Here is a 25,429-nt window from a genome sequence, read left to right on the forward strand (position 1 = left end):
TGGCCCCATACTAGGACAAAACAGGAACAGCGGCAGGGCGTTCAATGGCACAGTCAGCAAAGCGGCGCAAAACCCGGACTACCCCGGAGCAAGACACCCCAACGCCCGAGCGGCAGGACAGCCCGGCCCAGCCGCCCGCAACCCAGCAGCAGGCCGCCCTGCCGCAAAAGGGGGCCATACACGCAACGCCGCAAAGCTGGGGGCCGCAGGCCATCCGTGTGCGCGGTGCGCGTGTACATAACCTCAAGAATATTGACATCGACATCCCGCGTGACCGGCTGACAGTCATGACCGGGCTTTCCGGCTCGGGCAAATCCTCTTTGGCGTTTGACACCATCTACGCCGAAGGGCAGCGCCGCTACGTGGAAAGCCTGTCCGCCTATGCGCGCCAGTTTCTGGAACTGATGGGCAAGCCCGATGTCGAGTCCATCGAGGGGCTTTCTCCCGCCATTTCCATCGAGCAGAAAACCACCTCCAAAAACCCGCGCTCCACAGTGGGCACCGTAACCGAAATCTATGACTACATGCGCCTGCTCTGGGCGCGGGCCGGGGTGCCGTATTCCCCCGCCACGGGTCTGCCCATCGAAGCACAGACCATCAGCCAGATGGTGGATCGGGTTCTGGCCCTGCCCGATGGCCTGCGCCTGATGCTGCTGGCCCCCGTTATCCGCGACCGCAAGGGTGAATACCGCAAGGAACTGGCCGAACTCCAGCGCAAGGGTTTTACCCGCGTGCGGGTGGATGGCACGCTGTACGATATTGCCGAAGTCCCGAGCCTTAACCGCAAGCTGCGCCACACGGTAGAAGTGGTGGTGGACAGACTGGTGGTGAAGGAAGGCATCCAGACCCGTCTGGCAGACAGCCTTGAAACCGCACTGGGCCTGTCCGACGGCATTGTCTATGCCGAGGAAGTGCGCCGTGACGGCAACGAGGAAGAGGCCGAAAAACTCGTGTTTTCCTCGCGCTTTTCCTGCCCTGTCAGCGGTTTTACGCTGGAGGAGATCGAGCCGCGCCTGTTCTCCTTCAACGCGCCGCAGGGAGCCTGCCCTGCCTGCGATGGTCTGGGTTCTGAAACTTTTTTCAACCCTGCGCTGGTGGTGCCCGACACACGGCTTTCGTTGCGCAAGGGGGCCATAGCGCCGTGGAAAGATGCCAAATCCCCCCTGCTGGAACAGACACTCGAAAGCCTTGCCGCCCATTTCGACATTGACATGGACACCCCCTGGCAAGACCTACCCGAAACCGCACGCACCGGTATTCTGGAAGGGGTGGATGACAGTGTGGTGTTCACCTACCGCGAGGGCCGCAAGGCGTACGCCGTTACCAAACCGTTTGAAGGCGTGCTGAAAAGCCTTGAAAAACGCCTCCGCGCCACCGACAGCATGTGGGTGCGCGAGGAGCTTTCGCGCTATCAGTCCGAAAAACCCTGCCATGCCTGCCACGGCGCACGGCTCAAGCCCGAAGCACTGTCGGTGCGCGTGGCCAACGCCACCATTGCGCAAGCGGCCGACCTGCCGATTGGCGAGGCGCTGGAATGGTTCGGCACAGTGCTGCCCACCCTTACCCCCCAGCGTGCGGATATTGCCCAGCGCATCCTGCGCGAAATTACCGAACGGCTGAAATTTCTCGATGATGTGGGGCTGGATTACCTGACCCTCTCGCGCGGGTCGGCCACACTCTCTGGTGGGGAAAGCCAGCGTATCCGGCTGGCCAGCCAGATCGGCTCGGGGCTGACAGGCGTGCTCTACGTGCTGGATGAACCCTCGATCGGGCTGCACCAGCGCGATAACGAGCGCCTGCTGGGTACGTTGCAGCGGCTCAAGACGCTGGGCAACACGCTGATCGTGGTTGAACATGATGAGGACGCCATCCGCAGTGCTGACTGGCTGGTGGATATGGGGCCGGGAGCCGGGTTAAACGGCGGGCAGGTTATTGCCGCAGGCACGCCCGAACAGGTCGCCCGTGTGCCTGAAAGCCTGACAGGGGCTTACCTTTCGGGCCGCAGGCGTATTGAAGTGCCAGCCACCCGGCGCAAGGTGGACAAAAAGCGCCAGATCATTCTTGAAGGGGCCACCGGCCACAACCTGCGTAACGTTACAGCCAGCTTTCCCCTTGGTACCTTTACCTGCGTGACCGGGGTTTCAGGCTCGGGCAAATCCACGCTGGTGCTGGATACGCTGTACCGCGCCCTGTCGCGCCAGCTCATGGGTACGGCCACAACACCCGAGCCTTACCAGCGTATCCGGGGGGTGGAGCTGCTCGACAAGATTATCGACATCGACCAGTCCCCCATCGGGCGTACACCGCGCTCCAACCCCGCGACCTATACCGACCTGTTCACCCCCATCCGCGACTGGTTTGCCGAACTGCCTGAAAGCAAGGCGCGCGGCTACAAGGCGGGGCGCTTCTCCTTCAACGTCAAGGGCGGACGGTGCGAGGCCTGTCAGGGCGATGGGCTGCTCAAGATTGAAATGCACTTCCTGCCCGATGTGTATGTGACCTGCGATACCTGCAAGGGCGCACGCTACAACCGCGAAACACTTGAAATCCGTTTCCGGGGCAAGAGCATTGCCGATGTGCTGGCCATGAGCGTGGATGAGGCCTACCCCTTCTTTTCCGCCCAGACGCGCATCCGCGACCGGCTGGCCATTTTGCAGAAAGTGGGGCTTGGATATCTGACACTGGGCCAGCAGGCCACCACCCTGTCGGGCGGGGAGGCGCAGCGCGTCAAGCTTTCCAAGGAACTGGCGCGCCGGGCCACAGGGCGTACGCTCTATATTCTGGATGAACCCACAACCGGCCTGCACACCGAGGACGTACGTAAACTGCTGGAAGTGCTGCACGCGCTGGTGGATCAGGGTAATACGGTGGTGGTGATCGAACATAATCTCGAAGTCATCAAAACCGCAGACTGGATTATTGATGTCGGGCCGGAGGGGGGCAGCGGCGGCGGTCGCATTCTGGTGGAAGGCACACCCGAAACCATTGCCGCCTGTGCGCAGAGCCATACGGGCCGCTTTCTCGCCCCCCTGCTCGATCCCGCCGCCCAGACACCCTCGCAGACAAAGAGCCGCTAACCCCATGCTGCCCCGGCCCCACCTGCTGGCACAGGGCCTGCCCGCCTTGGCCCCTGTTCCTCCGCCCCCGCACGGTGCCGCCGGGCACCCTCCCTCCGGCAGGGTGCTCACCCGCAGGGCGGGCCAACCGGTGGCAAACAGGCCAGAACCGGCAAAAGGGCCATCAGGGCGTGTCCTGTCCGGGCTTGTGGCCGGGCTAGCGGCCTGTCTGGCGGTTAATCTGGCGGCCTGCGCCCCCGCCAGTGCTGCCGCGCCTGATTGTACGCGCCTCCCTGCCTCTGTTCTGTTCGAGCAACGCACATGGACTGAAATACAGGAGGGCCTGGCCTGTGGTGTCCGCACCGTCATTATTCCCGTGGGGGGGACAGAGCAGAGCGGGCCTTATATTGCCGTGGGCAAGCATAATGTGCGGGTTATGGCGCAGGCCCAACGCATTGCCCGCACCGTGGGCGACACGCTGGTGGCCCCCGTCATGGCCTATGTACCCGAAGGTGGCACAAAGCCCCGCACCAGCCACATGCGCTTTGCCGGAACACTGAGCATTCCGCCTGACGTGTTTGAAAAACTCGTCCTTTCAGCGGCTGAAAGCCTGCGCGTGCAGGGTTTCAGCCTTGTCGTGCTGCTGGGCGACCACGGAGGCTATCAGACACAGCTCCGTCAGGCGGCGGACACCCTCAACACCGCATGGCGCGGCACGGGAGCCAAAGCCCTGTATGTGCGCGATTATTATGATGTCCTGCCCCACCAGTATGCTGACTGGCTGAAGAAAAACGGCCATGCAGGCGAAGTCGGGCTGCATGCCGAACTCTCGGATACCGCGCTGATGCTGGCGGTTGATCCCGCTATGGTGCGCCAGCAAGCCCTGCATGCAGGGCCGCCCCCCAGTGCCGCGCAGGGCATTTACGGCGGCGACCCGCGCGGAGCAACTGCCGCACTGGGCCAGCCGGGGCTGGATATGCAGGTGCGTGCCGCAACACAGGCCATAGAGTCAGCCCGCGCCCACCAGCCATAAACCGTAAAGGGAATTTAAAGTCCGCTGAATGGACGCTCCCCACGACGCCATGCTAGATACAGCGCCGGTTTTTCGGGGCAATGGCCCCGTAAGGGACAGCCGCGCAAAGCGTGTATACAAAGGCATAATGTCATGGGTGTAAAACGGTATCTGGCATCGGCGGCGGCCCTGACTGGGCTTCTGGCCGCAAACGCCACACTGGGCGGGCAGCTTGCCCATGCACAGGACTGGAGCTGGCAGAGCGATCTTTCACGCCCCGTCAGCAACGCACCTGCGGCACCGCAGGCCACCCCCGCGCCAACAGCCCCCGCCGCAACGCAAGCCGTACCCACCACGGTGCCGCAGGCAGGGAACGCCGCCACCACACCCGTTATCCCCCCGGCTGTCATACCCCCGGCTACAACGGCTGCGACCGCACCCGGCACACCGGTGGCAAAAGCGGACGATGTTCCGCTCACGCCCCTGCCCGAGCAGGCCATAACCCACAGTAATGCGGCGCAGACCATTGCAGGCATGCCGCCCGTCATCAATCCGCTCAACCTGTATAGCGAGACCGCATCCGGCCATATCGCCCCGGAAGTGGCGCAGGATCTGGCGCGTATCTATGTGCCTAATCTGCGCTCGAACGATGTGTCCGTTATCGACCCGGCCACCAATACCGTGGTTGACCGCTTCAAGGTTGGTCGTGGGCCGCAGCATGTCGTTCCCTCATGGGATCTGCGCACCCTGTGGGTGACCAACAATGCCGAAGGCAGCACCAATGGCAGCCTGACCCCCATTGACCCGCGCACCGGCAAACCCGGCACCGCTGTTACAGTGGATGACCCCTACAACATGTATTTCACGCCCGATGGCCGTTCCGCCATTGTGGTGGCCGAAGCCCGCCGCAGGCTGGACTTCCGTGACCCGCACAGCATGGTGTTGCAGGGCTCGGTGGAAGCGCCGCACTGTGCGGGCATTAACCACGCCGCTTTTGCCATTGATGGACGCTATGCAATCTTTACCTGCGAGTTCGGCGGCTATGTGGTCAAGATTGATACCGTCAACCGTAAGGTGCTCGGCTATCTCAAGCTGACATCGGGCGGCATGCCGCAGGATATTCTGGTCTCGCCCGATGGCCGCACGTTCTACGTGGCTGACATGATGGCCGATGGCGTGTTCATGGTCGATGGCGACAGCTTCCGCCAGACCGGCTTCATCCATACCGGTGTGGGTACGCATGGGCTGTACCCCACGCGGGATGGCAAGCAGATGTACGTGGCCAACCGTGGCTCACACCTGATCCACGGCCGCCCCCACAGCAAGGCGGGCGGGGTGTCGATCATTGATTTCGCCACCAACACGGTTGTAGCCAACTGGCCCATTCCCGGCGGTGGCAGCCCGGATATGGGCAATGTCAGTGCGGATGGCAAAAGCCTATGGCTGTCAGGCCGGTTTGATGATGTGGTGTACCGCTTCGATACCCAGACCGGGGCGGTTATCAAAATCCCTGTCGGGGCGGAACCGCATGGCCTGACCGTCTGGCCCCAGCCCGGCCGCTACAGCATTGGCCATACTGGCATCCTGCGCTGAGCAGACCCCGCCCTTACCGCCATCTGGCGCGGTAGGGGCGGCAATTCCCGTACAGGACTTGTGTTGTCCTTATTCCAGTGCCAACTGAATAGGCATGTAAGGCAACAACACGGCACACGCCCCACTGATCGGAACCGGCAAGCATGTTTATCGAAACCGAAGGCACCCCCAACCCCGCCACGCTCAAGTTCCTGCTTGGCCGCACTGTCATGGGAGACGCGGGAACGGTTGATTTCATTGATGCCGACACCGTAGCCGGTCGGTCTCCTCTGGCGGATGCCCTGTTTGCCATCCCCGGTGTGGCACGGGTTTTCCTTGGCAATGACTTTGTGTCCGTCACCAAGGCAGACGGCACGGAATGGGAAGACCTGCGCGCACAGGTTCTCTCCACCCTGATGGATCATTTCGTGGCGGGCCTGCCCATCGTGGCTGATGGTGCGGGAATTACCGAAGACGCCATCGCCCCTGAAGATGTGGAAATCGTCACCCAGATCAAGGAACTGCTGGATACGCGCGTGCGCCCGGCCGTGGCGGGCGATGGGGGGGATATTGTCTTCCGTGGCTATCGCAACGGTGTGGTGCGCCTGACCATGCAGGGGGCGTGTTCGGGCTGCCCGTCCTCACGCGCGACCCTCAAGCACGGGGTGGAAAACATGCTGCGCCATTACGTGCCGGAAGTGGTTTCCGTCGAACAGGTGGACTGAACAGCCATGGCCGACGAACGCCACGAGCAGACAGGCGGGCAGGGCGCTACCCCGGCCCATGACGCCCTAACGGCGGGCAGCGGGGCTGACAGCACCGTGGCAGAAACCACCGTGCCGGAAAACACCGGCACGGGCAGCACTCTGCCCCCCGCGCAGGACGACAGCCAGCCCACCCCCCTGCCGGAGGGCGCGTTGGCCCAGACAGCACTCGACCAGCTTTTTGGCACGGCGCGTACACCACGCCGCTGGAGCACCCGCCCGGTTGCCGATGACGTGCTGCGCCAGCTCTACACACTGGCAAGCCTTGGCCCGACCTCGGGCAACTGCTCTCCCGCGCGGCTGGTTTTCCTGAAAGGAACGGATGCCCGCGAGCGCCTGCGCCCGGCTCTTTCAGCTGGCAATGTCAATCGTGTCATGGGGGCGCCGGTCATTGCCATTGTGGCGCATGACCCGCTGTTTTTCGAACAGTTGCCCGTTCTTTGCCCCGGTGAAGACCTGCGCTCATGGTTTGCGGCGGATGTAGGCCTGTCGGAAGAAACCGCCTTTCGCAACGGCACGTTGCAAGGGGCTTACACAATCATGGCGGCACGGGCACTGGGGCTGGATGTGCTGCCTGTTTCAGGCTTTGACCAGTCGATGGTGGAAGACGCCTTTTTGGCGGAAACCGGCTGGCGGGCCAATTTTCTGCTCTGCCTCGGCCATGGTGATCTGACTGGCCTGCCCCCCCGCGCACCGCGTCTGGATTTCGCGCAGGCCTGCCGCGTGGTGGACTGAGCATGCCCGCACGTTTTCTCGTTCTTGATGCCAGCCCGGCCGGAGAGGCCGCCAGAGGGCTGGCCGCCTGCCTTGATCGGCACGGCCCCGCGCTCTCCCTCGTCAGCCAGTGTGAGGAAGCGGGCAAGCAGGCAGCGGAGGGCATCAACCTGCTGGCCGCCCGCGCACTGGAACAGGCAGGCTGGGCCACCCAGCCCCATACCGATACCCCGGCCCCCAAACCCGACTGCGTGGCGGTTGTGGTCGGGCCCGGTTCTTTTACCGGACTGCGCGCTTCATGCGCGGTGGCGGCGGGCTATGCGCTGGGCGTTGGGGCGGAACTGGTGGGGGTCAGCCGGGCCGAAGCGCTGGCTCCGGCACTGGATACCGAACTGGCCCGCCATGACGGGCTGGCTGGCTGGCTGCTTGTAACATCGGCCCGCCGTGGCCGGGTGTTTATACAAGATCATCAGGGTGGGTTGCAGGCGGTCAGCGTAGCCGATTGGCAGCCCCCCGCAGGCCGCTGGCTGGTAGCGGGTGATGCCGCCGAAGCCCTGACATTCGATCACCCCGTGCGCAGCGCATCCAGCACGCCCGATGCCGCACAGATTGCCCGGGCGGCCCTGCGCCGTCTTGCAGGCGATCTGCCGCCCCTTCCGGCCCTGCCACTCTATGTGGACCCGCCCGAAGCCAAATTACCTGCGGACGGATTGCGGGCTGCCCCCGTCTGATCATGGCAACAACGCTCCAGCCTGTGGGCGTGGCCCATGCCGCCGTACTGGCCTGCCTGCACGCCGCCTGCTTTACCCCGCCAGAACAGTGGGACGAAGCCGCCATGGCCAGCCTTCTGGCCTCACCCGGCGCCATAGCCCTGCTGGCCTGCCAGAACGAGGCACCCGCCGGATTTATCCTGTTTCGCTGTATTGCGGATGAAGCCGAGGTGCTGACACTCTGCGTCCTGCCCGCCAGCCGCCGCCACGGACTTGCCCGCTATCTGGTGGAACAGGCCCAGCAGCAGGCCGCGCAAGCCGGGGCCGAACGTCTGTTTTTGGAAGTATCCACACATAACGAGGCCGCCAGCCGCCTGTATGAACAGGCAGGCTTTACCCGGCAGGGCATACGCCGCCGCTATTATGCCGATGGCAGCGATGCGCTGGTACTGGCAAGCATTCTGCCCGACACCCGGCACACCTGAGAGGCTGTTCCAAAACAACCTTCTGGATAAGAAAAGATAAAAGTTTTTGGCGTTGCTTTATAGGGAAAAGCTTCACCAAAAACTTTTATGCGTTTGCAAAGCCTTGCTGAAGACCCGCTTTTAAAACACGCTCTGGCCAACAGGCACACAGCGTTAAACCGCCGGTCTTAGAGGGCGCGCGCACCAATATCGTTCCGCCAGTGCGCACCATCCCATGAAATGGCCTTTACCCCGGCATAAGCCCGTGTGCGTGCCTGTTCCACCGTATCGGCCAGAGCGGTAACCGCCAGAACCCGTCCGCCAGAGACCACCAGTTCCCCCGCGAGGTTGCGTGTGGTGCCAGCCTGATAGACCTGCACGCCCTCAAGGGCTGCGGCATTGTCCACCCCATGAATGACAGCGCCTTTTTCGGGGGAGGCAGGGTAACCCCGCGCCGCCATGACCACACAGACCGAAGCCTGATCGGAAAACGACACCGACACGCCATCTAGCTTGTCATCCGCAAGGGCGGAAAGAGCCGGCAGCAGGTCTGACTGGAGGCGCGGCAGAAGAGCTTCGGCCTCCGGGTCGCCAAAGCGGACATTATATTCGATCAGGCTCGGGCCGTTATCCGTCAGCATCAGCCCGGCAAAAATCACGCCTCTGAACGGTGTCCCCCGGCGCACCATTTCACACAGCATGGGGCGCACCACCAGATCGAGTGCGGCTTCCTGCTCAAGAGGGCCAAACCCCTTGGGGGGCGACACAGCCCCCATCCCGCCGGTATTCGGCCCGGTATCTCCATCGCCCACACGCTTGTGGTCCTGTGCCGCGCCGATCAGATAGGCCGTCTCGCCCGCGCAGAAGGCGAACAGGGACACTTCCTCACCCACCAGACAGTCTTCAATCACCACGCGCGCGCCTGCATCGCCCAGTGAGCCACCCGTCATCATATCGGTAATGGCGGCTTCGGCTTCTTCCACGCTGGCGGCGACCACAACACCCTTGCCCGCAGCCAGACCATCGGCCTTGACCACAATCGGCGCACCCCGTTCACGCACATAAGCGATGGCATTTTCAGCCCGGTCGAAAGACTGCCAGCGCGCGGTGGGAATACCCGCCGCATCGCAGATTTCCTTGGTAAACTCTTTGCTGCCCTCTAACTGGGCGGCAGCCTGTGTCGGGCCAGCACAGGGCAGACCCACACTGGCGCAGGCATCGGCCAGCCCTGCGACCAGCGGCGCTTCCGGCCCCGGCACCACCAGATCAATCTGCTGTTCCAGCGCGAAGGATACCAGTGCAGAGACATCCTGCGCGCCGATCGCCACATTAACGCCCAGTGCCTCGGTACCGGGATTGCCCGGAGCGATAAACAACGTGGACAGATGTGGTGAACGCGCCAGGGTCTGAGCCAGGGCATGTTCCCGGCCACCGGAGCCAACCAGTAATACGCGCATTCTTTCTCTCCCGCTGTATCATTGCTCTTTCAGGGCGTGCGTCTGTAGCATAGGTTAAGCCATGCACGAAAATTTTGAACCGTCCCGCTCTTTCTCTGCCAATGCGGCCCACAGTAACGGGCAGGGCAATAGCGGGGCTGGCGGGAACCTGCCTGAATACACGGTATCGGAAATATCGGGTGCTATCCGCCGCACTCTCGAAGGTACCTTCGGGCGCGTGCGTGTGCGCGGGGAAATAACCGAGTTCAAACGCTATCCTTCGGGCCATCTGTATTTTTCGCTCAAGGATGAGCAGGGCAAGATTTCGGGCGTGGTCTGGCGCGGCTCTGTCTCCCGGTTGGGGCTGGAGCCTGAAAACGGGCTGGAGATTATCGCCACCGGCAAGATTTCCGCTTACGGCGAGCGCTCAAGCTACCAGCTTGTGGTGGAACGTATGGAGTATGCGGGCGAAGGCGCGCTGCTGGCCCGGATCGAGCGCCTGCGCCTGAAACTCGGGCAGGAAGGTCTGTTCGACCCTGCGCGTAAAAAAGCCCTGCCGCTACTGCCACGCGTGATCGGGGTTGTTACATCCGCGCAGGGGGCGGTACTGCATGACATCCGCACGACCGTATTGCGACGTTTTGCCCGCCCTATTCTGGTCTGGCCGGTGCCTGTACAGGGCGAAGGGGCCGCCAGCCGGATAGCCGCAGCCATAGACGGTTTTGACCAGCTTGAACCCGGTGGGGCCATTCCCCGGCCCGATGTACTGATTGTCGCGCGCGGAGGCGGCTCGCTGGAAGACCTGATGGCATTCAACGAGGAAGCCGTGGTGCGGGCGGCAGCAGCCTGCCGCATTCCGCTGATTTCCGCCGTAGGGCATGAAACCGATACCACGCTGATAGACTTTGCCTCCGACCGCCGCGCACCAACCCCCACCGCAGCCGCCGAAATGGCCGTGCCCGTACGCACAGAACTGCTGGCGGATCTAGGCCACCGGAATGCACGCGCTTTAGGCGCTCTGGCCCGCCTGCTCCAGACAGCCCGGCTCCGGCTTGACCGCGCGGCCGCTGCCCTGCCTGATCTGCCAAGCCTGCTCCAGACCGCGCGCTGGAGACTGGATGAACGCACACACCGGCTGGAAACCGCCCTGCCTGCCCTGACCCAGCGCAGGCGTGCCGAACTGGTGCGCGTAGAACGCCGCATGCCTGCGCTTGAAACACTACTGGCGGCGCGTACGGCACGGCTCATGGCCGTGCAGGCTGCATTACAAGCGGCGTTGAGCAAAACGCTCCAGCGCCGTGTAGCCCATCTGGCAGGAAGACGGCTGTCCACCGCCCCGCTTGCTGCCCTGCTGCGCGAAAGGCGGTTGGCCCTGTCTGGCGTAGCCGGACGGCTTGAGGCTGTCTCCCCCCTTGCGGTTCTGGCACGGGGTTATGCGCTGGTAAGCCATGATGGCCGTCCTGTTACGGGCGCTTCTGCACTGAAAACAGGCCAGCATGTAACCCTGACCTTTGCCGATGGCTCGCAGGACGCCACCATTGGCCGGACTGCCGCCACGCAAGGTGTACTGGATTTCTAAACCGCTCGGACAGCACGCGGATACACGGATTGAATCCGGCCCATACACAAGGCTATGCTGGCTGTAGCAGGGTACTGACACCTCAAACCGGAAGCTGAACCATGTCCCTTTTTTCATCAGACCGCACCTCCCAGCAGGTACGTATCCGGTCATGGGTGCTGCCGGGCACACTGCTCAGCGCGCTGGCCCTGCTGCTGGGTGGCTGTACGCAGCCCCAGCAGGCCAGCCAGATTGTACCGCAGACATTTGGCCCCACACCGGCAGTACAGACTATGGCTCCGGTCAGTTCAGCCGAAACATCAAAAGCGTCCAAACAGAACGACCCCTCCGCCCCTCATGATACGCCCCTGTGCGGCACAGCCGCGCGAGAGGCTATGGCCATGGCTGTGCAGAACTACCCTCAACCCCTGACATCAGGGAACAGCTGCACACAGAACGCCTGCTACAATACCCAAACCGGCACCTATATCGCCGCGGATGGCACGCAGCGTGTATGCCGTTAAAAGGCTGAAAAAATCTGTTTTCTCATTCTTTTTGAAAGAAACGTGATTTTTCTCTGTTTTTATAAGAAAAATCACATTTTTTTGTAAGAATGAATCTTCATAAATGTTCGTCTTTTCCTTTATTAAGAAACGGTTTTTATAGAATAACCGTTTCTTTTTTTCATTTTCCTGTATGAAAAATATTCCGATAAAATCGGTTATTTCTTTTTATAAAAACAGTTTTTCAGAAAAAAAGGCACTCTCCGCCTCTCCTGAAGACAGGGAAGGAAACTGTTCCCTAAAGCGACAAAAGCCAGCTATTTGTGCGGAAAAAAAGGGCATAAAAAAACCCCTGACCAGAACCGGCAGGGGTTTCAATATTGGTGGAGCCAATCGGAATCGAACCGACGACCTCCTGAATGCCATTCAGGCGCTCTCCCAACTGAGCTATGGCCCCACACTTTATGACGCCCGGCTAAATGGCCTCTTTGGGGGAAACCACCGTGCGTGGTGGAGCTATTACCGTCTTCCGAACAGGCTGACAAGCCATTATTTTTACGTCATCAGCACTTTCATATCCCGCAGGGCGGCAATCAGGGCCAGAAGCGGCAATCCCTGTATGGAAAAACTGTCTCCGCGCACGGATTCAAACAGATGAAGCCCCGGCCCTTCCAGCCTGTAAGCCCCCACGCAGGACAGGCAGGCACGCCCTTCCACCGCCAGATACTGCTCAAGGAACGAATCAGAAAATGCCCGCATCGTCAGATGCGCCTGCTCCACATAGCGCCAGATAATCTGCCCGCCCCGGCACAGTACCACCGCCGTATGTAATGTATGAGTACGCCCGCGCAGTGCGCGTAACTGCTGGGCCGCCTGCTCCAGCGTGGGCGGCTTGTCATACCAGCGCCCTTCGCAGGACAGCATCTGATCCGAACCAATCACCAGCGCCGTTGGTTCTGCTTCTGCCGCCAGCGCTTTGGCCGCCGCCAGTTCCAGAGCCGTCTCATCCGTTGTGCGATCCTGTGCGCGGGCACAGTCCCGAATGGCCTGTTCATCCACCTCTGGCCGGACAATGCCAAACGCCAGACCTGCATTTTCCAGAAGCCTTTTCCGGGCTGCAGAACCACTCGCCAGCAGAAGTGTCCGGGTACTGTCCTGTAATGGATTCGGCTTTAGTACTAAAGCAGTCATGGAATCGAGTCTCTTTCAGGTACTGGCGTGTCAGAGGGCTGTGAGTACTTTCCTGAGTACCGGGGTACATGTGGACTGTACGGAAAACAGAACAGGGGCGTACCGAGTACCGTGCACAACTGTGCAATACCATGAACGGGTGAGTTGTACACAGGCTCGGTTTGGATAATTCGGGATAACCTTCAAAACCCCTTATTTTGCAAGGGCCTGCAAACTGTACACACTGTGGGAAAAACGGGGTACGTTTTTGGAATACCGGGTACCCCGTCATCCACAGTACCCTTAAACCATCTCAATATCTTTTCTTTCTTTTTTATAGGAAATGGGGCGTGGACAGGGCGGATAAAGACGTGCAGGACTTCAGACCATGACAACGCAAGCTTCCATCCCCTCCGCCAAACGTCTGCTCAGAACCCTCAATGGTGAGGCACTCTGGCCGCCGCCGATGTGGCTGATGCGCCAGGCTGGCCGGTTTTTACCCGAATTCCGGGCCATGCGGGAAAAAGCCGACTTTCTCACCCGGTGCATGACACCGGATATCGCAACCGAACTGACACTCCAGCCTATTCGTCGTTTTGGCATGGATGGCGCCATTCTGTTTTCCGATATTCTTATCCTGCCCTGGGCTATGGGGCAGTCCTTGCGGTTTGTTGCCGGAACCGGGCCGGTTCTAGGGGCGATCCGTTCGGAGCAGGATCTGCTCGCACTCGACCCGGCGCGGATTGCCGAGGTGACAGCACCGGTTCTGGAAACCCTGACACGCCTGCGGGGCATTCTCGATGGGCCGGATGCGGTTGGCGTGGCCAAGCCGGGCGGGACAACGCTGCTGGGCTTTACTGGATCACCCTTTACGGTGGCCTGCTACATGGTGGAAGGCAAAGGCTCACGCGAGTTCGCCATTACCCGTGAGATGGCGTTCAAGGAACCCGCGCTGTTTGACAGGCTGATTGCCCTGCTGACAGAAACCACGGCGGCGTATCTGTGCGCACAGGTTGAGGCCGGGGCTGAAGCGGTCATGCTGTTTGATTCCTGGTCGGGGTTGCTGCCGCCCTCCGAGTTCCGCCGCCATGTTATCGCCCCCACGCGCCAGATCGTGCAGGCCGTCAAGGCACGGCACCCGCATGTGCGTATTGTCGGCTTTCCGCGTCTGGCCGGGGTGATGATTGCCGAATACGCGCGTGAAACCGGGGTGGATGTTGTTGCACTCGATACCGGGGCGGATATGCGTACGGTCAGCACCCTGCTGCCTGAAACATTGGGTGTGCAGGGTAATCTTGACCCCGTAGCCGTTCTGGCTGGTGGCGAGGCCATGCGCCGCGAGGCGCTGGCTATCCGCGAAGCCGGGCGGGGCCGGGCGCATGTGTTCAACCTTGGCCACGGCGTTCTGCCGGAAACACCGGTTGAACATGTGGAAGACCTTGTACGCACCGTGAGGGAAACGCCATAATGTCGCACAAGACCGGAACAGGCTTGGTCGAGCTGGTCATTTTCGATTGCGATGGTGTTCTGGTCGATAGCGAGGCCGCAACCTGCGGCCTGTGCGCGCAGGCTGCGCGTGAGGCCGGCATGGTTGTGTCCGATGAAGACAGTATCGAGACATTTTCGGGCATGGCCCTGCCGTTGATCCGTACCATGATCGAGCAGAAAACCGGTACAACCCTGCCTTCCGACTGGACAGCCATGATGCAGGCCCGGTTTGTAGCGGCTATGGAAAAAGGTGCCCGCCCCATACCCGGCGTTTACGCCATGCTGGATGCGGTTCGGGCTATGGGGCTGCCCATGCGGGTGGGGACCAACTCCTCCATGGAGGAAATGGCGGTCAAATTCGCGGCCACCAACCTTGGCCCGTATTTTGGTGCTGGCGTTCATTCCGCCGTGGATGTGGGCGCGCCCAAACCCCGGCCGGATATTTACCTGACTGCTGCCCGCCAGCAGGGCGTTTCCCCTCAGGCCTGCGTGGTGCTTGAAGACAGTCTGCCCGGCGCGCAGGCGGCACTGGCCGCAGGTATGACCTGTGTGATGCTGGTAGAGGCGGGAAAAGCACCGCCAGAATTACCCGGCGTGCTGCGGATTACCCATCTGTCTGAATTCCCTGCTGTGCTTGAGCGGCTGAACACAGGCAAGGATAACGCCTGATGGTTTTTGACGCGCTTCTGCCCTGGACACGCTGGCTTCTGGCTTTTCACATCATGTCGGTGATGGCGTGGATGGCCGGGTTGTTTTATCTACCCCGGCTGTTTGTCTACCATTGTCAGGTGCAGCCGGATACGGAGGAGAGTGCGCGTTTTAAGCTGATGGAGCGCCGCCTGCTGCGGGCCATTACCACGCCAGCCATGATATCGAGCTTTCTGTTTGGCGGATTGCTGGTTCTGACACCCGGTGCGGTGGACTGGCACGGCGGGTGGTGGCACCTGAAGCTTCTTTGCGTGGTACTGATGGCAGGCTTTCATGGCCTGTGCGGTCGCTGGCGGCGTGATTTTGCCAATGACACCAATACACGCACCGAGAAATTTTATCGTTTTGCCAATGAAGTGCCGACACTGCTCATGATCATCATTGTTATCATGGTAGTGGTGCGGCCGTTCTGACAGAACGGGCAGACTTTGCCCCGGCTGGTGAAGCCGGTTTATGCTGCCCGTATCGCCGTATTGGGGGGAAACTTCGAGAATGTCCGCTATTGCACGCACTATTGCTGTTTTCTGTGGCTCGCGCTTGGGGAATGATCCGGTTTATCAGCAGGTCGCCGAGCATGCGGGCAAGGTTCTGGCCCGTGAAGGTATCCGGCTGGTTTATGGCGGTGGCGCCAACGGGCTGATGGGCGTTGTAGCGGATTCCGTGATCCGGGCGGGGGGAGATGTTACGGGGGTTATCCCTGAATTCCTTAGCGAACGCGAAAAAATGCATGAATGCGTGTCGGAACTGATTGTTACGACTTCCATGCACGAGCGTAAGCAGATCATGTTTACCCGTGCGGAGGCATTCTGGATTTTGCCCGGTGGTTTCGGCACGTTTGATGAGATGATGGAAATCCTGACATGGCGGCAGCTTGACCGTCATGACAAGCCCATCATTCTGGTCAACACCGATGGCTGGGGCGAGGCTGTAATGGCCATGCTTAAAACAGCTGTGCGGCAGGGCTTTGCCTCGGAGCAGGCCTGCGCGCTTTTGCAGGTTGTGCCAGATGTTGAAACAGCGCTGGCGTGTTCTGTCTGGCGGGAGCAGGGTATCCCCGTATCGGTTGATACACTGTAAATCTGCTCTTGCCTGACGGGCCTGAGCGCTGTATAGCCAGCACACCGCATCGGAGTGTAGCTCAGCCTGGTAGAGCACTGTGTTCGGGACGCAGGGGCCGGAGGTTCGAATCCTCTCACTCCGACCAGGTCTTTCCCGCTTTTGAGTTGTGCTGCCCGTTATGGGCCTGTCGCACGATTTAGATCCATTCCGCCCCTTGCCATAGCGCGTGGGGTGGCACCCCCTCCGGGTTTGGGGTCAGGTGGATGTAATAGCCATCTAGTTCTTCCAGTAAAAGACATTGATCCACCTCGCGCACGGCGTCGGGGTGCTGGTTTTCATGCTGTGTCAGCAGATGTTTGCGTGCCTTGTTTTTGGCTTCGGCGGCGGATGCGGCAACGAAAAACCCAAACTCATGTTCTTCGGCCAGTATGCCGGGTCTGTATCCGCCCATATTGACAAAATACAGGCGCTGATCTGTCTGGGGCGCTTCGCGACAAAGCGTGACCGTGTGGCCATCTGCCCATTCGATCAGGCCATAGGCGTCGATATGCAGGGTCTCGCGTGCGCCAAACCAGTGGCGGGCAAGGGTTGGGTATGTGTCTTCCGGTTTGGTGCCAAGGGCAAACTGCACGTCATGCAGTTCCAGATTGGCGCCGGGGGCGCTGCCGCCAAGGTAGAAAACGTAAAGCTTCAAGGTCATGGGCGGCCCTTCCTGTCCCTGCCGTATCAGGGCCGGTCTGGCCCTTGGAGAGTGTTTGGCGAGCAGGGCGGTGCGTCAATCTCTGCGGGGCTATTTTGTTACGAAAAAAACATGAAAAACCCGGCCAGAAGAGACTGGCCGGGTTCGGGTCTGTTATGCGCCTACTTTTGTAGGCGGGTAGGGCTGAACGGTCAGGCCTGCTCGGTAGCGGTGGCGGACTGGCCCACCAGCATGGCTTCCCAGCGGTGAATATCGGCCTTGCGATCAGTGCAGATACCGTGGTCGATATCTTCCAGACGCAGGGCGGCAAAGGAGCCGAGGCCAATGCTGGACAGGAAGGCAACCAGCGCCACCATGCCCGGAATGGACAGCACATAATCGCTCCATACACCGGATTCAGGCAGGGACTGCCACAGATACAGCGAGAGCCGCGTGCTGTCTGAAAAATCCTGATGCCGGACGTTCAGACCCGAATGGAAAACCGAGAACTTCAGCCCGCATGCGATGAAGACAAATGTCGAGCATATGGCGAGGCTCAGGGCCACCAGCCATAAGGAGATGAAGGTTGCTTTTTTCATTACCATGGGTCCGGCCTCCTAATTATGCGGTGTTAGGGGGCAAAAGCAGCGGTATTTTTTATTGTTTGCCGCTTTTCCGTTCTTATTTATGTATATCAGGTATGCTTTATTTGCAAGATAAATCAGCCTGAGAACACTGGATTCGCCATACGAAAACCGCGGTTTCATGGAAACTTCACGTATCAACACCTATGTGTAGTGAGACACACAGGAAAAGGCGGCTCCGGCTCTGATTGGCCCGGCGCAGCCCGGAAAAAGATCAGGAAAAAGGTAGTGCGCTCATGAAACGGGCTGAACTGGCTAAACGCGCGATGGTTGTCCTGCTTGGCATGGGTTTGTGTACGGCGGTGCCCGGAGTCAGCTTTGCCCATCCGGGTGGGCCGGGTGGCCCTGGTGGTGGACCCGGTGGGCCTGGCGGCCCCGGAGGCGGCTTTGGCGGCGGCGGGCCGGGTGGTGGTTTTGGCGGCCATGGCGGCCCGGGAGGCTGGGGCGGTGGCCCCGGCCCGGGTGGTGGCGGCCCCGGTGGCGGTTGGGGTGGTGGGGGTGACTGGCACCATCACTTTAACGGCGGTGGCTGGGGCGGTGGCGGCTGGGGGGGATACCCTTCCATGGGCTGGTGGGCGCCTGATTATTATGGTGGCTGGAATTACCCGGCATATGGCTGGGGCTATGATAGCTGGAACGATCCGTGGATCAGCCCTGGCTGGGCTGGTTGGGGTTGGGGCTGGTCAGCGCCATTCATGTTTGGGGCGGCCATGGGCACATCGGTCGGCAATATCGTTGTGGTCAGGGGCAACGGCCAGTCCGGGAGCGTGGCGGCTTCTCCCGGTGCTGTTAGCGGTGCGTATTACAACGAGCAGGGACAGTATGTGACATCGCAGCCCGTGCAGTCCGGGGGTGTAGCGTCTTATCCGACTTATGCCGTTCCGGGTGGTGCGCAGAGCATGACACAGGTGAACGGGCAGGCGCCGTTTCCCTCACCGGTTTATACTGCGACGCCGACTGTTAACCCCGGCACGACACAGGCTGATCCGACAGCGGTGCATTGTGCAGGTGGGCGGTTCTTTAACGTTATGACCCAGAGCTGCGAAAGCCCGTAACCGTTTGGTTATGGAAGGTTGTGGTGGTGCTGTCCGGCCCCTTTTTTGGGGGCCGGGTATCGGTCAGGCTTTTTCCTTGCCCGGAAAATCCGCGCCTTCAAGGGTCAGTAGCCAGGCTTTGTCCTCTACCCCACCATCACCCGAATAACCGCCAAGTCCCTGCCGGGAAACAACACGGTGGCAGGGAATGAGAATGGGAATAGGGTTGCGCCCCAGAGCCTGCCCGATTGACTGAGCGCTCCCTCCAACCTGTGCGGCCAGAGCGCCGTAAGTCAGGGTTTGGCCGACAGGAATGGCGCATAAGGCAGACCAGACTTTTTTCTGATACGTGGTGCCGAACGGTGCGAGCGGGAAAGGAAAAGCTCCTTGGGCTGCGGGGTCATCAAACCATGTATCGAGCCATGCGCAGGCCTGACTGAGCAGGGGTGTTTCGGTCTGATCGCGGCCCCAGCCCCAGTCCAGAGAAAGAATGGCACCATCTTCTTCCGAAAGGGTCAGGGGGCCGAGGGGAGAGTGCAGGGAAAGCTGGGGCATGGTCAGGAAAAAACCTTCCGGGGAATAACAAGACAGGCCCGCCAGAAAGCCGGGCCGGAATGCGGTTGTAAAACTATGTCGCATTCATGAGTTTATCGGCATCTTATCATTATTTGAATCTACGTCTGGAGCAGAAACTGCATTAGAACCGGTGTTGCCATCATGACAGGAAGCAGCAAAGGGAGAGGCGGCGTTGGGCTACCAGGGAGAAGAGACGATTTTTGCTCTGGCCAGCGGTGTGGAACGCGCCGCTATTGCCGTCATGCGCGTCAGTGGCAAAGGGAGTGCTGCCCTGCTGGAGCACCTGTGTGGCACTTTGCCACCTCCGCGCCATGCGGGCCTGCGCCGGCTCTGGCATAATGCCCGCACGCGTGAGAGCGTGCTGGATCATGCTGTTGTTCTGTGGTTTCCCGGCCCGGCCAGCTATACGGGCGAAGATGGGTTTGAACTGCACCTGCATGCAGGGCCAGCTATTATAAGGGCGGTATCCGATGTGCTGGTGGAGCAGGGTGCCCGCCCGGCGGAACCCGGAGAGTTTACCCGCCGTGCGGTGGTTAACGGGCGGATGGATCTGCTGGAAGCCGAAGGTGTGGCCGATCTGGTAGCAGCCGAAACCGAAGGCCAGCGCAGGCAGGCACTGGCCCAGACCGATGGTGCGTTGAGCCGTATGTACACAGGCTGGGCAGACCAGCTCAAGCAGAGCCTTGCCTGGCAGGAAGCGCTGATAGATTTCCCGGATGAAGAACTACCCCCCGAAGTGGAGCAGGCTTTGCTGTCCGGTATGGCGGCGCTGCTGGCGGATATGGAGCAGCATATTGCCGAAGGCCAGCAGGGGGAGCGGATCAGAAGCGGGATGGTTTTTGCTATCGCTGGCCCACCCAACGCAGGAAAATCCAGCTTACTCAATTGGTTAGCAGGCAGGGATGCTGCTATTGTCTCGCCCGTTGCAGGGACTACGCGCGATGCGCTTGAAATCGTGACAACGCTTGCGGGCATACGAGTGACGTTTATTGATACGGCTGGCCTGCGTGAGACTGAAGATGCGATTGAGGCCGAAGGGGTTCGGCGGGCATTGTTTCACGTGAAACAGGCGGATTGTGTTATTCAGATGTTCGCGGCGGATACGCCACCGCGCACTGTGTTTCCTGGCGCTGTTCTGGTAGGAAACAAAACTGATTGTGGCCCCGTGCCGGAATCGGTGGATGATGTGCCGGTTGTGGCCGTGAGCCTCAGAACCGGCGATGGCCTGCAAGCTTTGCGAGCCGAGCTGGAAAGCCGGGCTGAAACGCTTACGGCGTCTTCCTCCGGCATGCCATTGCTGACACGTGCACGGCATGCGGCTGGTGTCAGGGAGGCGTGCGAACACCTGCAAGCCGCCATGCAGCAGGACTGGCCTGAAATGCGCGCCGAGGAATTGCGGCTGGCCATGCGGGCTTTAGGGCGGCTGACGGGTGAAGTCGGGGTGGAAGACCTGCTCGATGCGATATTCGGGCAGTTCTGCATAGGAAAATAGAGGGGCTGGCAGATACAGCGCCAGAAGTGGGGAAAAGGTCAGGATCATGCAGCCGGGTTACGATGTCATTGTGGTGGGGGGTGGCCATGCGGGGTGCGAAGCCGCGGCGGCCGCCGCGCGGTGTGGCGCGCGCACCGCATTGCTGACCCATCGCCGGGCGACACTCGGGGCCATGTCCTGCAACCCGGCCATAGGGGGGATTGGTAAGGGGCATCTGGTGCGCGAGATTGATGCGCTGGATGGGCTGATGGGTAAGGCGGCTGACCGGGCTGGCATTCACTTTAAACTGCTCAATCGCTCCAAGGGGCCAGCGGTGCAGGGGCCGCGTGCGCAGGCTGACCGGTTTCTTTATCGCACGGCTATTCAGGACCTGCTGGCCGAGCAGGATGGGTTAGACATAGTGGAAGGGGCCGCTGCGGATCTTGTGTGCGATGCGCAGGGCCATGTCTGTGGCGTGGTTACGGAAGACGGCAGGCATTTGCAGGCGGCTGCTGTTGTACTGACAACCGGTACCTTTCTCGATGGTGTCATTCATATCGGTCATGAAAGCCGTCCGGCAGGCCGTATTGGCGAGGCACCCTCCGTGCAGCTTTCCCAGCGGTTAAAAGGGCTGGGCCTGCGTATGGGGCGCTTGAAAACCGGCACACCCGCGCGCATCAAGCGGGACAGCATCGACTGGGACAGTCTGGCGCGCGATCCGGGTGATGCCGTGCCTGAACCGTTCAGCCGGATGACACAGGCCATTACGACCCCCCAGCTTGTCTGCGGCATTACAGCGACTACGGAAGAAACGCATAAAATCATCCGTGAGCACCTGCACCTGTCGGCTGTGTATGGCGGTGGCATTTCCGGTCGTGGGCCACGGTATTGCCCTTCGATCGAAGATAAGGTTGTGCGGTTTGCGGAAAAAAACAGCCACCAGATTTTTCTCGAACCCGAAGCCCTGCCCGAGCACGAAGGCGGTGATCTGGTTTATCCCAACGGTATTTCAACCAGTCTGCCCGCGACCGTGCAGGAGATGATGATCCGTTCCATACCCGGTCTGGAGCGTGCGGTTATTGCCCAGTATGGCTATGCGGTTGAATATGATTATGTTGACCCGCGTGAACTCACGGCCTCGCTTGAGCTACGTGCGGTGCCCAATCTGTTTCTGGCAGGGCAGATCAACGGCACCACAGGGTATGAGGAGGCCGGGGCGCAGGGGCTTGTTGCTGGCGTAAATGCCGCCCGCCGTGCAGGTGGTCAGGAGGCTGTCAGCCTTGATCGGGGCAAAGCCTATATCGGGGTGATGATTGATGATCTGACCACGCAGGGCGTGAGCGAACCATACCGCATGTTTACCTCACGCGCGGAATACAGGCTGACCCTGCGGGCCGATAATGCTGATATGCGCCTGACCCAGCTTGGCACGGAGTGGGGGTGTGTTGGTGCGGCCCGGCAAGCGGTGTTTGCGCGTGATGTGGCGGCCATAGAAAGTGCAACCCGTCAGGCGGAAGAGCAGGGCTGGCAACCACAGGAGTTGGCCCGTATGGGCATGAAAATCGCGCAGGATGGACGGCGGCGCAGCCTGCTGGAAATTTTGGGCTACGGCACGGATGAAGCCGTGATCAGTAGCATTGCCCCGTGGTTTCTGGAGGTGCCCGCCCGTGCGCGCCAGTATATTGTAACGCAGGCGCGTTATAGCGGTTATCTGGTGCGGCAGCAGCGTGAAATCCGTCAGCTTGAGGTGGAAACGGAAATCCGTTTTCCCACCGATATGGACTTTGCGGCTGTAGGTGGCCTGAGTGCGGAAATGCGTGAACGACTGGAAGCCGCCCGGCCGGAAAGTTTTTCAGCCGCGCAGCGTATCAAAGGGGTAACGCCCTCAGCACTCATGGCGGTTCTGGCGTATCTGCGTAAGGGAAAAGTTCATGCCCGCACCGTATGAGAACCTGCCTGTTTCACGTGAAACAGGCGAGCGGCTCGCCCGGTACGCGGAGCTTTTGCAAAAATGGAACCCACGGATCAACCTTGTCTCGCCTAGAGATATGGAGAAGCTGTGGGAGCGGCATATTCTGGATAGTCTGCAACTGCTTCCTTTGTTAAAAGGACACGAGCGGTTTACCGACATGGGGTCAGGCGGTGGGTTTCCCGGCGTGGTGCTGGGTATTGCGGCTGGTATTCCCGGTGTGCTGATCGAGTCTGATCAGCGAAAGGCGGCATTTCTGCGGGAGGCAGCAAGGGTTGGCGGCGCACAGCTAGACGTTGTGGCGTCACGGCTGGAGCAGGCACAGGTGCCCGCTGCCCCCGTGGTGACAGCCCGTGCGCTGGCCCCGCTAGGTCGGTTGCTTGAATGGGCCTTTCCCTTGCTGGAGGCCGGAGGACGCTGCCTGTTCCTGAAAGGGCAGCAGGCCGAACAGGAAATCAGGGAGGCGGAGCAGGACTGGCGGATGGATATCCGAACCTATCCGAGCCAAACCGCGTCCGATGGCGTGATTCTGGAAGTGAGTAATTTCAATCGTGTCAGATAAAAAAACACAGACCTGTCGTATTCTTGCCGTCGCCAACCAGAAAGGCGGCGTAGGCAAGACAACTACATCCATCAATCTGGCAGCGGCTCTGGCCGCTGGTGGTGCGCGGGTGGTTCTGGTCGATCTTGACCCACAGGGTAATGCGTCAACCGGTGTAAGCGTTGCGTACGATGCCCGCATGGGGGGTACATACGGGCTGCTTATGCTCGAAAAAACCGCGCATGATCTCTTGCAGCCGACCGAGGTTGCAAACCTGTCCGTTATTGCCTCGGATACGGAACTGGTGGGGGCAGAAATTGAACTGGTCGATGCGCCCGACCGCGAAACCCGGCTGCGTAGCGCTCTGGCCCCGCTTCAGGCAGAGGCGGATTATATTATTATAGACTGCCCCCCCAGTCTGGGGTTGCTGACCCTGAATGCCCTTGTGGCGGCGGATGGCGTGCTAGCACCCTTGCAGTGTGAGTTCTTTGCGCTTGAAGGGCTGGGCCATCTTGTACGCACTATTGGCAGTGTACGGAAAAAACTGAACCCGGAGCTGAAAATGGCCGGGATCGTGTTGACCATGTATGACCGGCGCAACAACCTGTCCGAACTGGTGGCGGCGGATGCCCGCAGCTTTTTCAAGGATGATGTGCTGCAAACCGTCATCCCCAGAAATATCCGTATTTCCGAGGCGCAGAGCTACGGCCAGCCCGTGACCGTTTATGACAGCCGGGCCAGCGGTGCCGCTGCCTATCAGGCGCTGGCGGCTGAAATCATCGAGAGGACAGCATGAGCGGAACCGTGAAAAAAACAGCAGCCCGGCCCCGACTGGGGCGCGGGCTTGCCGCATTGCTGGGTGATGCCGCCGTGGCGCAGTCTGTTGCGGCGTCTGCGGCTCAGTCAGGTGGGGCCGAAGCACCAGAACAGGGCGCACCCCTTGCGCAGAGCGTGCGGGTCGCTACGGTTAGCTCTCTGCCGGTAGAAGCACTGGTGCCGGGGCCTTTCCAGCCGCGTCAGGATATGCACCCCGAGGCGTTGGAAGAACTTGCCCAGTCCATCCGCGAGCGTGGCATTTTGCAGCCTATTCTGGTTAGGCCCGACCCGGACCAGCCGGGGCAGTACCAGATTATCGCGGGTGAACGTCGCTGGCGCGCGGCACAGCTTGCCCAGTGCCACGATGTACCCGTGCATGTGCGCGACCTTGACGAAGCCGATGCAATGGCTGCGGCTCTGGTTGAAAATCTGCAAAGAGCGGATCTGAATCCGGTTGAAGAAGCCGAAGGCCTCAACCGCCTGCAGGAAGATTACAATCTTACGCAGGAAGATCTGGCCAAGGCCATTGGCAAATCGCGCCCCCATGTGGCCAATATGCTGCGCCTTCTGCGCCTGCCTGAAGCCATTCGCACAGAGTTGAAAACCGGCACACTTTCAGCTGGTCATGCCAGGGCGCTGCTGTCTCATCCTAACCCGGTTGCGGCGGCGGCTGAGGTTATCAGTCGTGGCCTGTCTGTTCGGCAGACAGAGGCTCTTGTTCAAAAAGCTCTTAGCCAGCCCGGTAATGCCGTGGCGGAACCACTGAACAAGGCGGCACCCAAAGATCCCGAAATCAAAGCGCTTGAGCGCGATCTGGGGAGCAGGCTGGGGCTGCGGGTGGCCGTTAAGTTTAACGGGCATCAGAGCGGTTCGCTGGAAATCCATTATAAAAATCTTGATCAGCTTGATGTCGTGCTGGCTTTGTTAAAATCTTGATTTTTATGGCTTGTGTAGGGGCTAAAGAGGTGATACAAAGCGCCTACTTCAGCCCGAACAGGCTGTAAGGGCGCATAGCTCAGTTGGTAGAGCAGCTGACTCTTAATCAGCGGGTCCAAGGTTCGAGTCCTTGTGCGCCCACCAATCTTTTCCTTAGGTTTTGGTGGTTTTAAGGTTTCAGGCTGGCAGGGTGTCCAGCCTTCCGGAGTCAATCCGGAGTCATTTGAAACCGCGTTTTCTGAGCTGACATGGGCAGGGTTCTTTCCCGCCGCCGGTTTACCCACACAAAAATCTGGCAGCCTTCCGACTCATCCGGCCATCTGTGTGTCTTTCTGTTTCAATTTCGCGGATGCAGAAATTTGTCCATGGCGCGGTCCCGGTGCTCATGGCCGCTAGAGATTGAATACCCCCATCCCTATGAGCGTCCCCGCTGTTTGAAAAACTTGATTGTTTTCAAATAACAGAAAAAATCCGCGCGTGAGCCTGATGCGGTTGCAGGGCCCAAGGGCATCCCGACTTTCCGGCAGCCCCCCTGCCTATGAGTCTAGG

Annotated in this window: 24 protein-coding genes and 3 tRNA genes; 21 read left to right on the plus strand and 6 right to left on the minus strand. The window is 60.4% G+C overall.

Annotated features, from left to right (window positions below; all coding sequences use genetic code 11):
* The first annotated feature begins 44 nt into the window (after positions 1 to 44).
* The 7 genes from uvrA (at position 45) to rimI (ending at position 8,313) form a co-directional block, all read left to right on the plus strand.
* Positions 45 to 3,077, plus strand: a complete 3,033-nt coding sequence (gene uvrA, locus J2D75_RS09650; protein WP_207854615.1) for an excinuclease ABC subunit UvrA — start codon at positions 45 to 47, stop codon at positions 3,075 to 3,077.
* Between the two features lie 4 nt (positions 3,078 to 3,081).
* Positions 3,082 to 4,089 (plus strand): creatininase family protein, encoded by a 1,008-nt coding sequence (locus J2D75_RS09655; RefSeq protein ID WP_207854616.1) that lies wholly within the window; start codon positions 3,082 to 3,084, stop codon positions 4,087 to 4,089.
* 132 nt (positions 4,090 to 4,221) lie between these two features.
* Complete coding sequence (locus J2D75_RS09660) at positions 4,222 to 5,661, plus strand: YncE family protein (RefSeq protein ID WP_243428654.1); 1,440 nt, start codon at positions 4,222 to 4,224, stop codon at positions 5,659 to 5,661.
* Positions 5,662 to 5,804: 143 nt separating this feature from the next.
* Entirely contained in the window at positions 5,805 to 6,365 is a 561-nt protein-coding gene (locus tag J2D75_RS09665; protein ID WP_207854617.1) for a NifU family protein, read from the plus strand.
* A gap of 177 nt (positions 6,366 to 6,542) precedes the next feature.
* Entirely contained in the window at positions 6,543 to 7,139 is a 597-nt protein-coding gene (locus tag J2D75_RS09670; RefSeq protein ID WP_243428666.1) for a malonic semialdehyde reductase, read from the plus strand.
* Between the two features lie 2 nt (positions 7,140 to 7,141).
* Positions 7,142 to 7,849, plus strand: coding sequence for a tRNA (adenosine(37)-N6)-threonylcarbamoyltransferase complex dimerization subunit type 1 TsaB (gene tsaB / locus J2D75_RS09675; RefSeq protein ID WP_207854619.1), 708 nt, complete (start codon positions 7,142 to 7,144; stop codon positions 7,847 to 7,849).
* A 2-nt stretch (positions 7,850 to 7,851) separates the two neighbouring features.
* Positions 7,852 to 8,313, plus strand: coding sequence for a ribosomal protein S18-alanine N-acetyltransferase (gene rimI / locus J2D75_RS09680; protein WP_207854620.1), 462 nt, complete (start codon positions 7,852 to 7,854; stop codon positions 8,311 to 8,313).
* Positions 8,314 to 8,480: 167 nt separating this feature from the next.
* Here the strand turns inward: rimI and purD are convergent, their stop codons facing one another.
* On the minus strand, positions 8,481 to 9,749 hold the full coding sequence (gene purD / locus J2D75_RS09685) for a phosphoribosylamine--glycine ligase (RefSeq protein WP_207854621.1): 1,269 nt from the start codon (positions 9,747 to 9,749) through the stop codon (positions 8,481 to 8,483).
* 61 nt (positions 9,750 to 9,810) lie between these two features.
* On the opposite strand from purD, the gene xseA reads away from it, so the two are divergent.
* Positions 9,811 to 11,307 (plus strand): exodeoxyribonuclease VII large subunit, encoded by a 1,497-nt coding sequence (gene xseA, locus J2D75_RS09690; protein WP_207854622.1) that lies wholly within the window; start codon positions 9,811 to 9,813, stop codon positions 11,305 to 11,307.
* 101 nt (positions 11,308 to 11,408) lie between these two features.
* Positions 11,409 to 11,810, plus strand: a complete 402-nt coding sequence (locus J2D75_RS09695) for a hypothetical protein (RefSeq protein WP_243428655.1) — start codon at positions 11,409 to 11,411, stop codon at positions 11,808 to 11,810.
* Between the two features lie 360 nt (positions 11,811 to 12,170).
* On the opposite strand, the gene J2D75_RS09700 is transcribed toward J2D75_RS09695, so the two are convergent.
* Together J2D75_RS09700 and J2D75_RS09705 are read right to left on the minus strand one after the other, a co-directional pair.
* A tRNA-Ala gene (locus J2D75_RS09700) sits at positions 12,171 to 12,246 on the minus strand.
* Between the two features lie 98 nt (positions 12,247 to 12,344).
* The gene (locus tag J2D75_RS09705; RefSeq protein ID WP_207854623.1) at positions 12,345 to 12,980 is read right to left on the minus strand and encodes a Maf family protein; all 636 of its coding nucleotides are present in this window, start codon (positions 12,978 to 12,980) and stop codon (positions 12,345 to 12,347) included.
* 367 nt (positions 12,981 to 13,347) lie between these two features.
* Between J2D75_RS09705 and hemE the strand changes: the two genes are divergently transcribed.
* The 5 genes from hemE (at position 13,348) to J2D75_RS09730 (ending at position 16,359) form a co-directional block, all read left to right on the plus strand.
* Positions 13,348 to 14,427 (plus strand): uroporphyrinogen decarboxylase, encoded by a 1,080-nt coding sequence (gene hemE / locus J2D75_RS09710; RefSeq protein ID WP_207854624.1) that lies wholly within the window; start codon positions 13,348 to 13,350, stop codon positions 14,425 to 14,427.
* The gene (locus J2D75_RS09715; protein WP_207854625.1) at positions 14,427 to 15,116 is read left to right on the plus strand and encodes an HAD family hydrolase; all 690 of its coding nucleotides are present in this window, start codon (positions 14,427 to 14,429) and stop codon (positions 15,114 to 15,116) included. Before hemE ends, J2D75_RS09715 begins: the two co-directional genes overlap by 1 nt.
* Positions 15,116 to 15,568, plus strand: coding sequence for a protoporphyrinogen oxidase HemJ (gene hemJ / locus J2D75_RS09720; RefSeq protein WP_207854626.1), 453 nt, complete (start codon positions 15,116 to 15,118; stop codon positions 15,566 to 15,568). The genes J2D75_RS09715 and hemJ overlap by 1 nt, the downstream gene beginning before the upstream one ends.
* A gap of 79 nt (positions 15,569 to 15,647) precedes the next feature.
* Entirely contained in the window at positions 15,648 to 16,232 is a 585-nt protein-coding gene (locus J2D75_RS09725) for an LOG family protein (RefSeq protein ID WP_207854627.1), read from the plus strand.
* 50 nt (positions 16,233 to 16,282) lie between these two features.
* Positions 16,283 to 16,359: transfer RNA gene (locus J2D75_RS09730), tRNA-Pro, on the plus strand.
* A gap of 51 nt (positions 16,360 to 16,410) precedes the next feature.
* Here J2D75_RS09730 and J2D75_RS09735 read toward each other — a convergent pair.
* Complete coding sequence (locus tag J2D75_RS09735) at positions 16,411 to 16,914, minus strand: DUF1543 domain-containing protein (protein WP_207854628.1); 504 nt, start codon at positions 16,912 to 16,914, stop codon at positions 16,411 to 16,413.
* 191 nt (positions 16,915 to 17,105) lie between these two features.
* Complete coding sequence (locus J2D75_RS09740) at positions 17,106 to 17,498, minus strand: hypothetical protein (protein ID WP_207854629.1); 393 nt, start codon at positions 17,496 to 17,498, stop codon at positions 17,106 to 17,108.
* A 227-nt stretch (positions 17,499 to 17,725) separates the two neighbouring features.
* Here J2D75_RS09740 and J2D75_RS09745 point away from each other — a divergent pair, with 227 nt between their 5' ends.
* Positions 17,726 to 18,592 (plus strand): hypothetical protein, encoded by an 867-nt coding sequence (locus J2D75_RS09745; RefSeq protein ID WP_243428656.1) that lies wholly within the window; start codon positions 17,726 to 17,728, stop codon positions 18,590 to 18,592.
* Between the two features lie 63 nt (positions 18,593 to 18,655).
* Here J2D75_RS09745 and J2D75_RS09750 read toward each other — a convergent pair whose 3' ends face one another.
* Entirely contained in the window at positions 18,656 to 19,126 is a 471-nt protein-coding gene (locus J2D75_RS09750; protein WP_207854630.1) for a methylated-DNA--[protein]-cysteine S-methyltransferase, read from the minus strand.
* A gap of 193 nt (positions 19,127 to 19,319) precedes the next feature.
* Between J2D75_RS09750 and mnmE the strand changes: the two genes are divergently transcribed.
* From mnmE to J2D75_RS09780, 6 genes are all read left to right on the plus strand, one after another.
* Complete coding sequence (gene mnmE, locus J2D75_RS09755) at positions 19,320 to 20,639, plus strand: tRNA uridine-5-carboxymethylaminomethyl(34) synthesis GTPase MnmE (protein ID WP_207854631.1); 1,320 nt, start codon at positions 19,320 to 19,322, stop codon at positions 20,637 to 20,639.
* 46 nt (positions 20,640 to 20,685) lie between these two features.
* A complete protein-coding gene (gene mnmG, locus J2D75_RS09760) occupies positions 20,686 to 22,566 on the plus strand; it encodes a tRNA uridine-5-carboxymethylaminomethyl(34) synthesis enzyme MnmG (RefSeq protein WP_207854632.1) in 1,881 nt (626 codons plus the stop codon).
* Complete coding sequence (gene rsmG, locus J2D75_RS09765) at positions 22,550 to 23,149, plus strand: 16S rRNA (guanine(527)-N(7))-methyltransferase RsmG (RefSeq protein WP_207854633.1); 600 nt, start codon at positions 22,550 to 22,552, stop codon at positions 23,147 to 23,149. The genes mnmG and rsmG overlap by 17 nt, the downstream gene beginning before the upstream one ends.
* The gene (locus J2D75_RS09770; RefSeq protein ID WP_207854634.1) at positions 23,139 to 23,924 is read left to right on the plus strand and encodes an AAA family ATPase; all 786 of its coding nucleotides are present in this window, start codon (positions 23,139 to 23,141) and stop codon (positions 23,922 to 23,924) included. The genes rsmG and J2D75_RS09770 overlap by 11 nt, the downstream gene beginning before the upstream one ends.
* A complete protein-coding gene (locus tag J2D75_RS09775; RefSeq protein ID WP_207854635.1) occupies positions 23,921 to 24,880 on the plus strand; it encodes a ParB/RepB/Spo0J family partition protein in 960 nt (319 codons plus the stop codon). Before J2D75_RS09770 ends, J2D75_RS09775 begins: the two co-directional genes overlap by 4 nt.
* 68 nt (positions 24,881 to 24,948) lie before the next feature.
* Positions 24,949 to 25,024: transfer RNA gene (locus tag J2D75_RS09780), tRNA-Lys, on the plus strand.
* The last annotated feature ends 405 nt before the right edge of the window (positions 25,025 to 25,429 follow it).

It is taken from the genome of Acetobacter suratthaniensis, assembly GCF_017377745.1.
GTDB lineage: Bacteria > Pseudomonadota > Alphaproteobacteria > Acetobacterales > Acetobacteraceae > Acetobacter > Acetobacter suratthaniensis.

What these genes read in the sequence shown, in the direction of transcription:
- hemJ (WP_207854626.1), top strand. Translation starts at nt 15,116, where the DNA reads ATGGTTTTTGACGCGCTTCTGCCCTGGACACGCTGGCTTCTGGCTTTT.
- purD (WP_207854621.1), bottom strand. Translation starts at nt 9,749, where the DNA reads ATGCGCGTATTACTGGTTGGCTCCGGTGGCCGGGAACATGCCCTGGCT.
- J2D75_RS09655 (WP_207854616.1), top strand. Translation starts at nt 3,082, where the DNA reads ATGCTGCCCCGGCCCCACCTGCTGGCACAGGGCCTGCCCGCCTTGGCC.
- J2D75_RS09660 (WP_243428654.1), top strand. Translation starts at nt 4,222, where the DNA reads ATGGGTGTAAAACGGTATCTGGCATCGGCGGCGGCCCTGACTGGGCTT.
- rimI (WP_207854620.1), top strand. Translation starts at nt 7,852, where the DNA reads ATGGCAACAACGCTCCAGCCTGTGGGCGTGGCCCATGCCGCCGTACTG.
- hemE (WP_207854624.1), top strand. Translation starts at nt 13,348, where the DNA reads ATGACAACGCAAGCTTCCATCCCCTCCGCCAAACGTCTGCTCAGAACC.
- J2D75_RS09775 (WP_207854635.1), top strand. Translation starts at nt 23,921, where the DNA reads ATGAGCGGAACCGTGAAAAAAACAGCAGCCCGGCCCCGACTGGGGCGC.
- rsmG (WP_207854633.1), top strand. Translation starts at nt 22,550, where the DNA reads ATGCCCGCACCGTATGAGAACCTGCCTGTTTCACGTGAAACAGGCGAG.
- J2D75_RS09725 (WP_207854627.1), top strand. Translation starts at nt 15,648, where the DNA reads ATGTCCGCTATTGCACGCACTATTGCTGTTTTCTGTGGCTCGCGCTTG.
- J2D75_RS09740 (WP_207854629.1), bottom strand. Translation starts at nt 17,498, where the DNA reads ATGGTAATGAAAAAAGCAACCTTCATCTCCTTATGGCTGGTGGCCCTG.
- J2D75_RS09715 (WP_207854625.1), top strand. Translation starts at nt 14,427, where the DNA reads ATGTCGCACAAGACCGGAACAGGCTTGGTCGAGCTGGTCATTTTCGAT.
- J2D75_RS09750 (WP_207854630.1), bottom strand. Translation starts at nt 19,126, where the DNA reads ATGCCCCAGCTTTCCCTGCACTCTCCCCTCGGCCCCCTGACCCTTTCG.
- J2D75_RS09665 (WP_207854617.1), top strand. Translation starts at nt 5,805, where the DNA reads ATGTTTATCGAAACCGAAGGCACCCCCAACCCCGCCACGCTCAAGTTC.
- J2D75_RS09705 (WP_207854623.1), bottom strand. Translation starts at nt 12,980, where the DNA reads ATGACTGCTTTAGTACTAAAGCCGAATCCATTACAGGACAGTACCCGG.
- J2D75_RS09735 (WP_207854628.1), bottom strand. Translation starts at nt 16,914, where the DNA reads ATGACCTTGAAGCTTTACGTTTTCTACCTTGGCGGCAGCGCCCCCGGC.
- xseA (WP_207854622.1), top strand. Translation starts at nt 9,811, where the DNA reads ATGCACGAAAATTTTGAACCGTCCCGCTCTTTCTCTGCCAATGCGGCC.
- mnmG (WP_207854632.1), top strand. Translation starts at nt 20,686, where the DNA reads ATGCAGCCGGGTTACGATGTCATTGTGGTGGGGGGTGGCCATGCGGGG.
- J2D75_RS09695 (WP_243428655.1), top strand. Translation starts at nt 11,409, where the DNA reads ATGTCCCTTTTTTCATCAGACCGCACCTCCCAGCAGGTACGTATCCGG.
- tsaB (WP_207854619.1), top strand. Translation starts at nt 7,142, where the DNA reads ATGCCCGCACGTTTTCTCGTTCTTGATGCCAGCCCGGCCGGAGAGGCC.
- uvrA (WP_207854615.1), top strand. Translation starts at nt 45, where the DNA reads ATGGCACAGTCAGCAAAGCGGCGCAAAACCCGGACTACCCCGGAGCAA.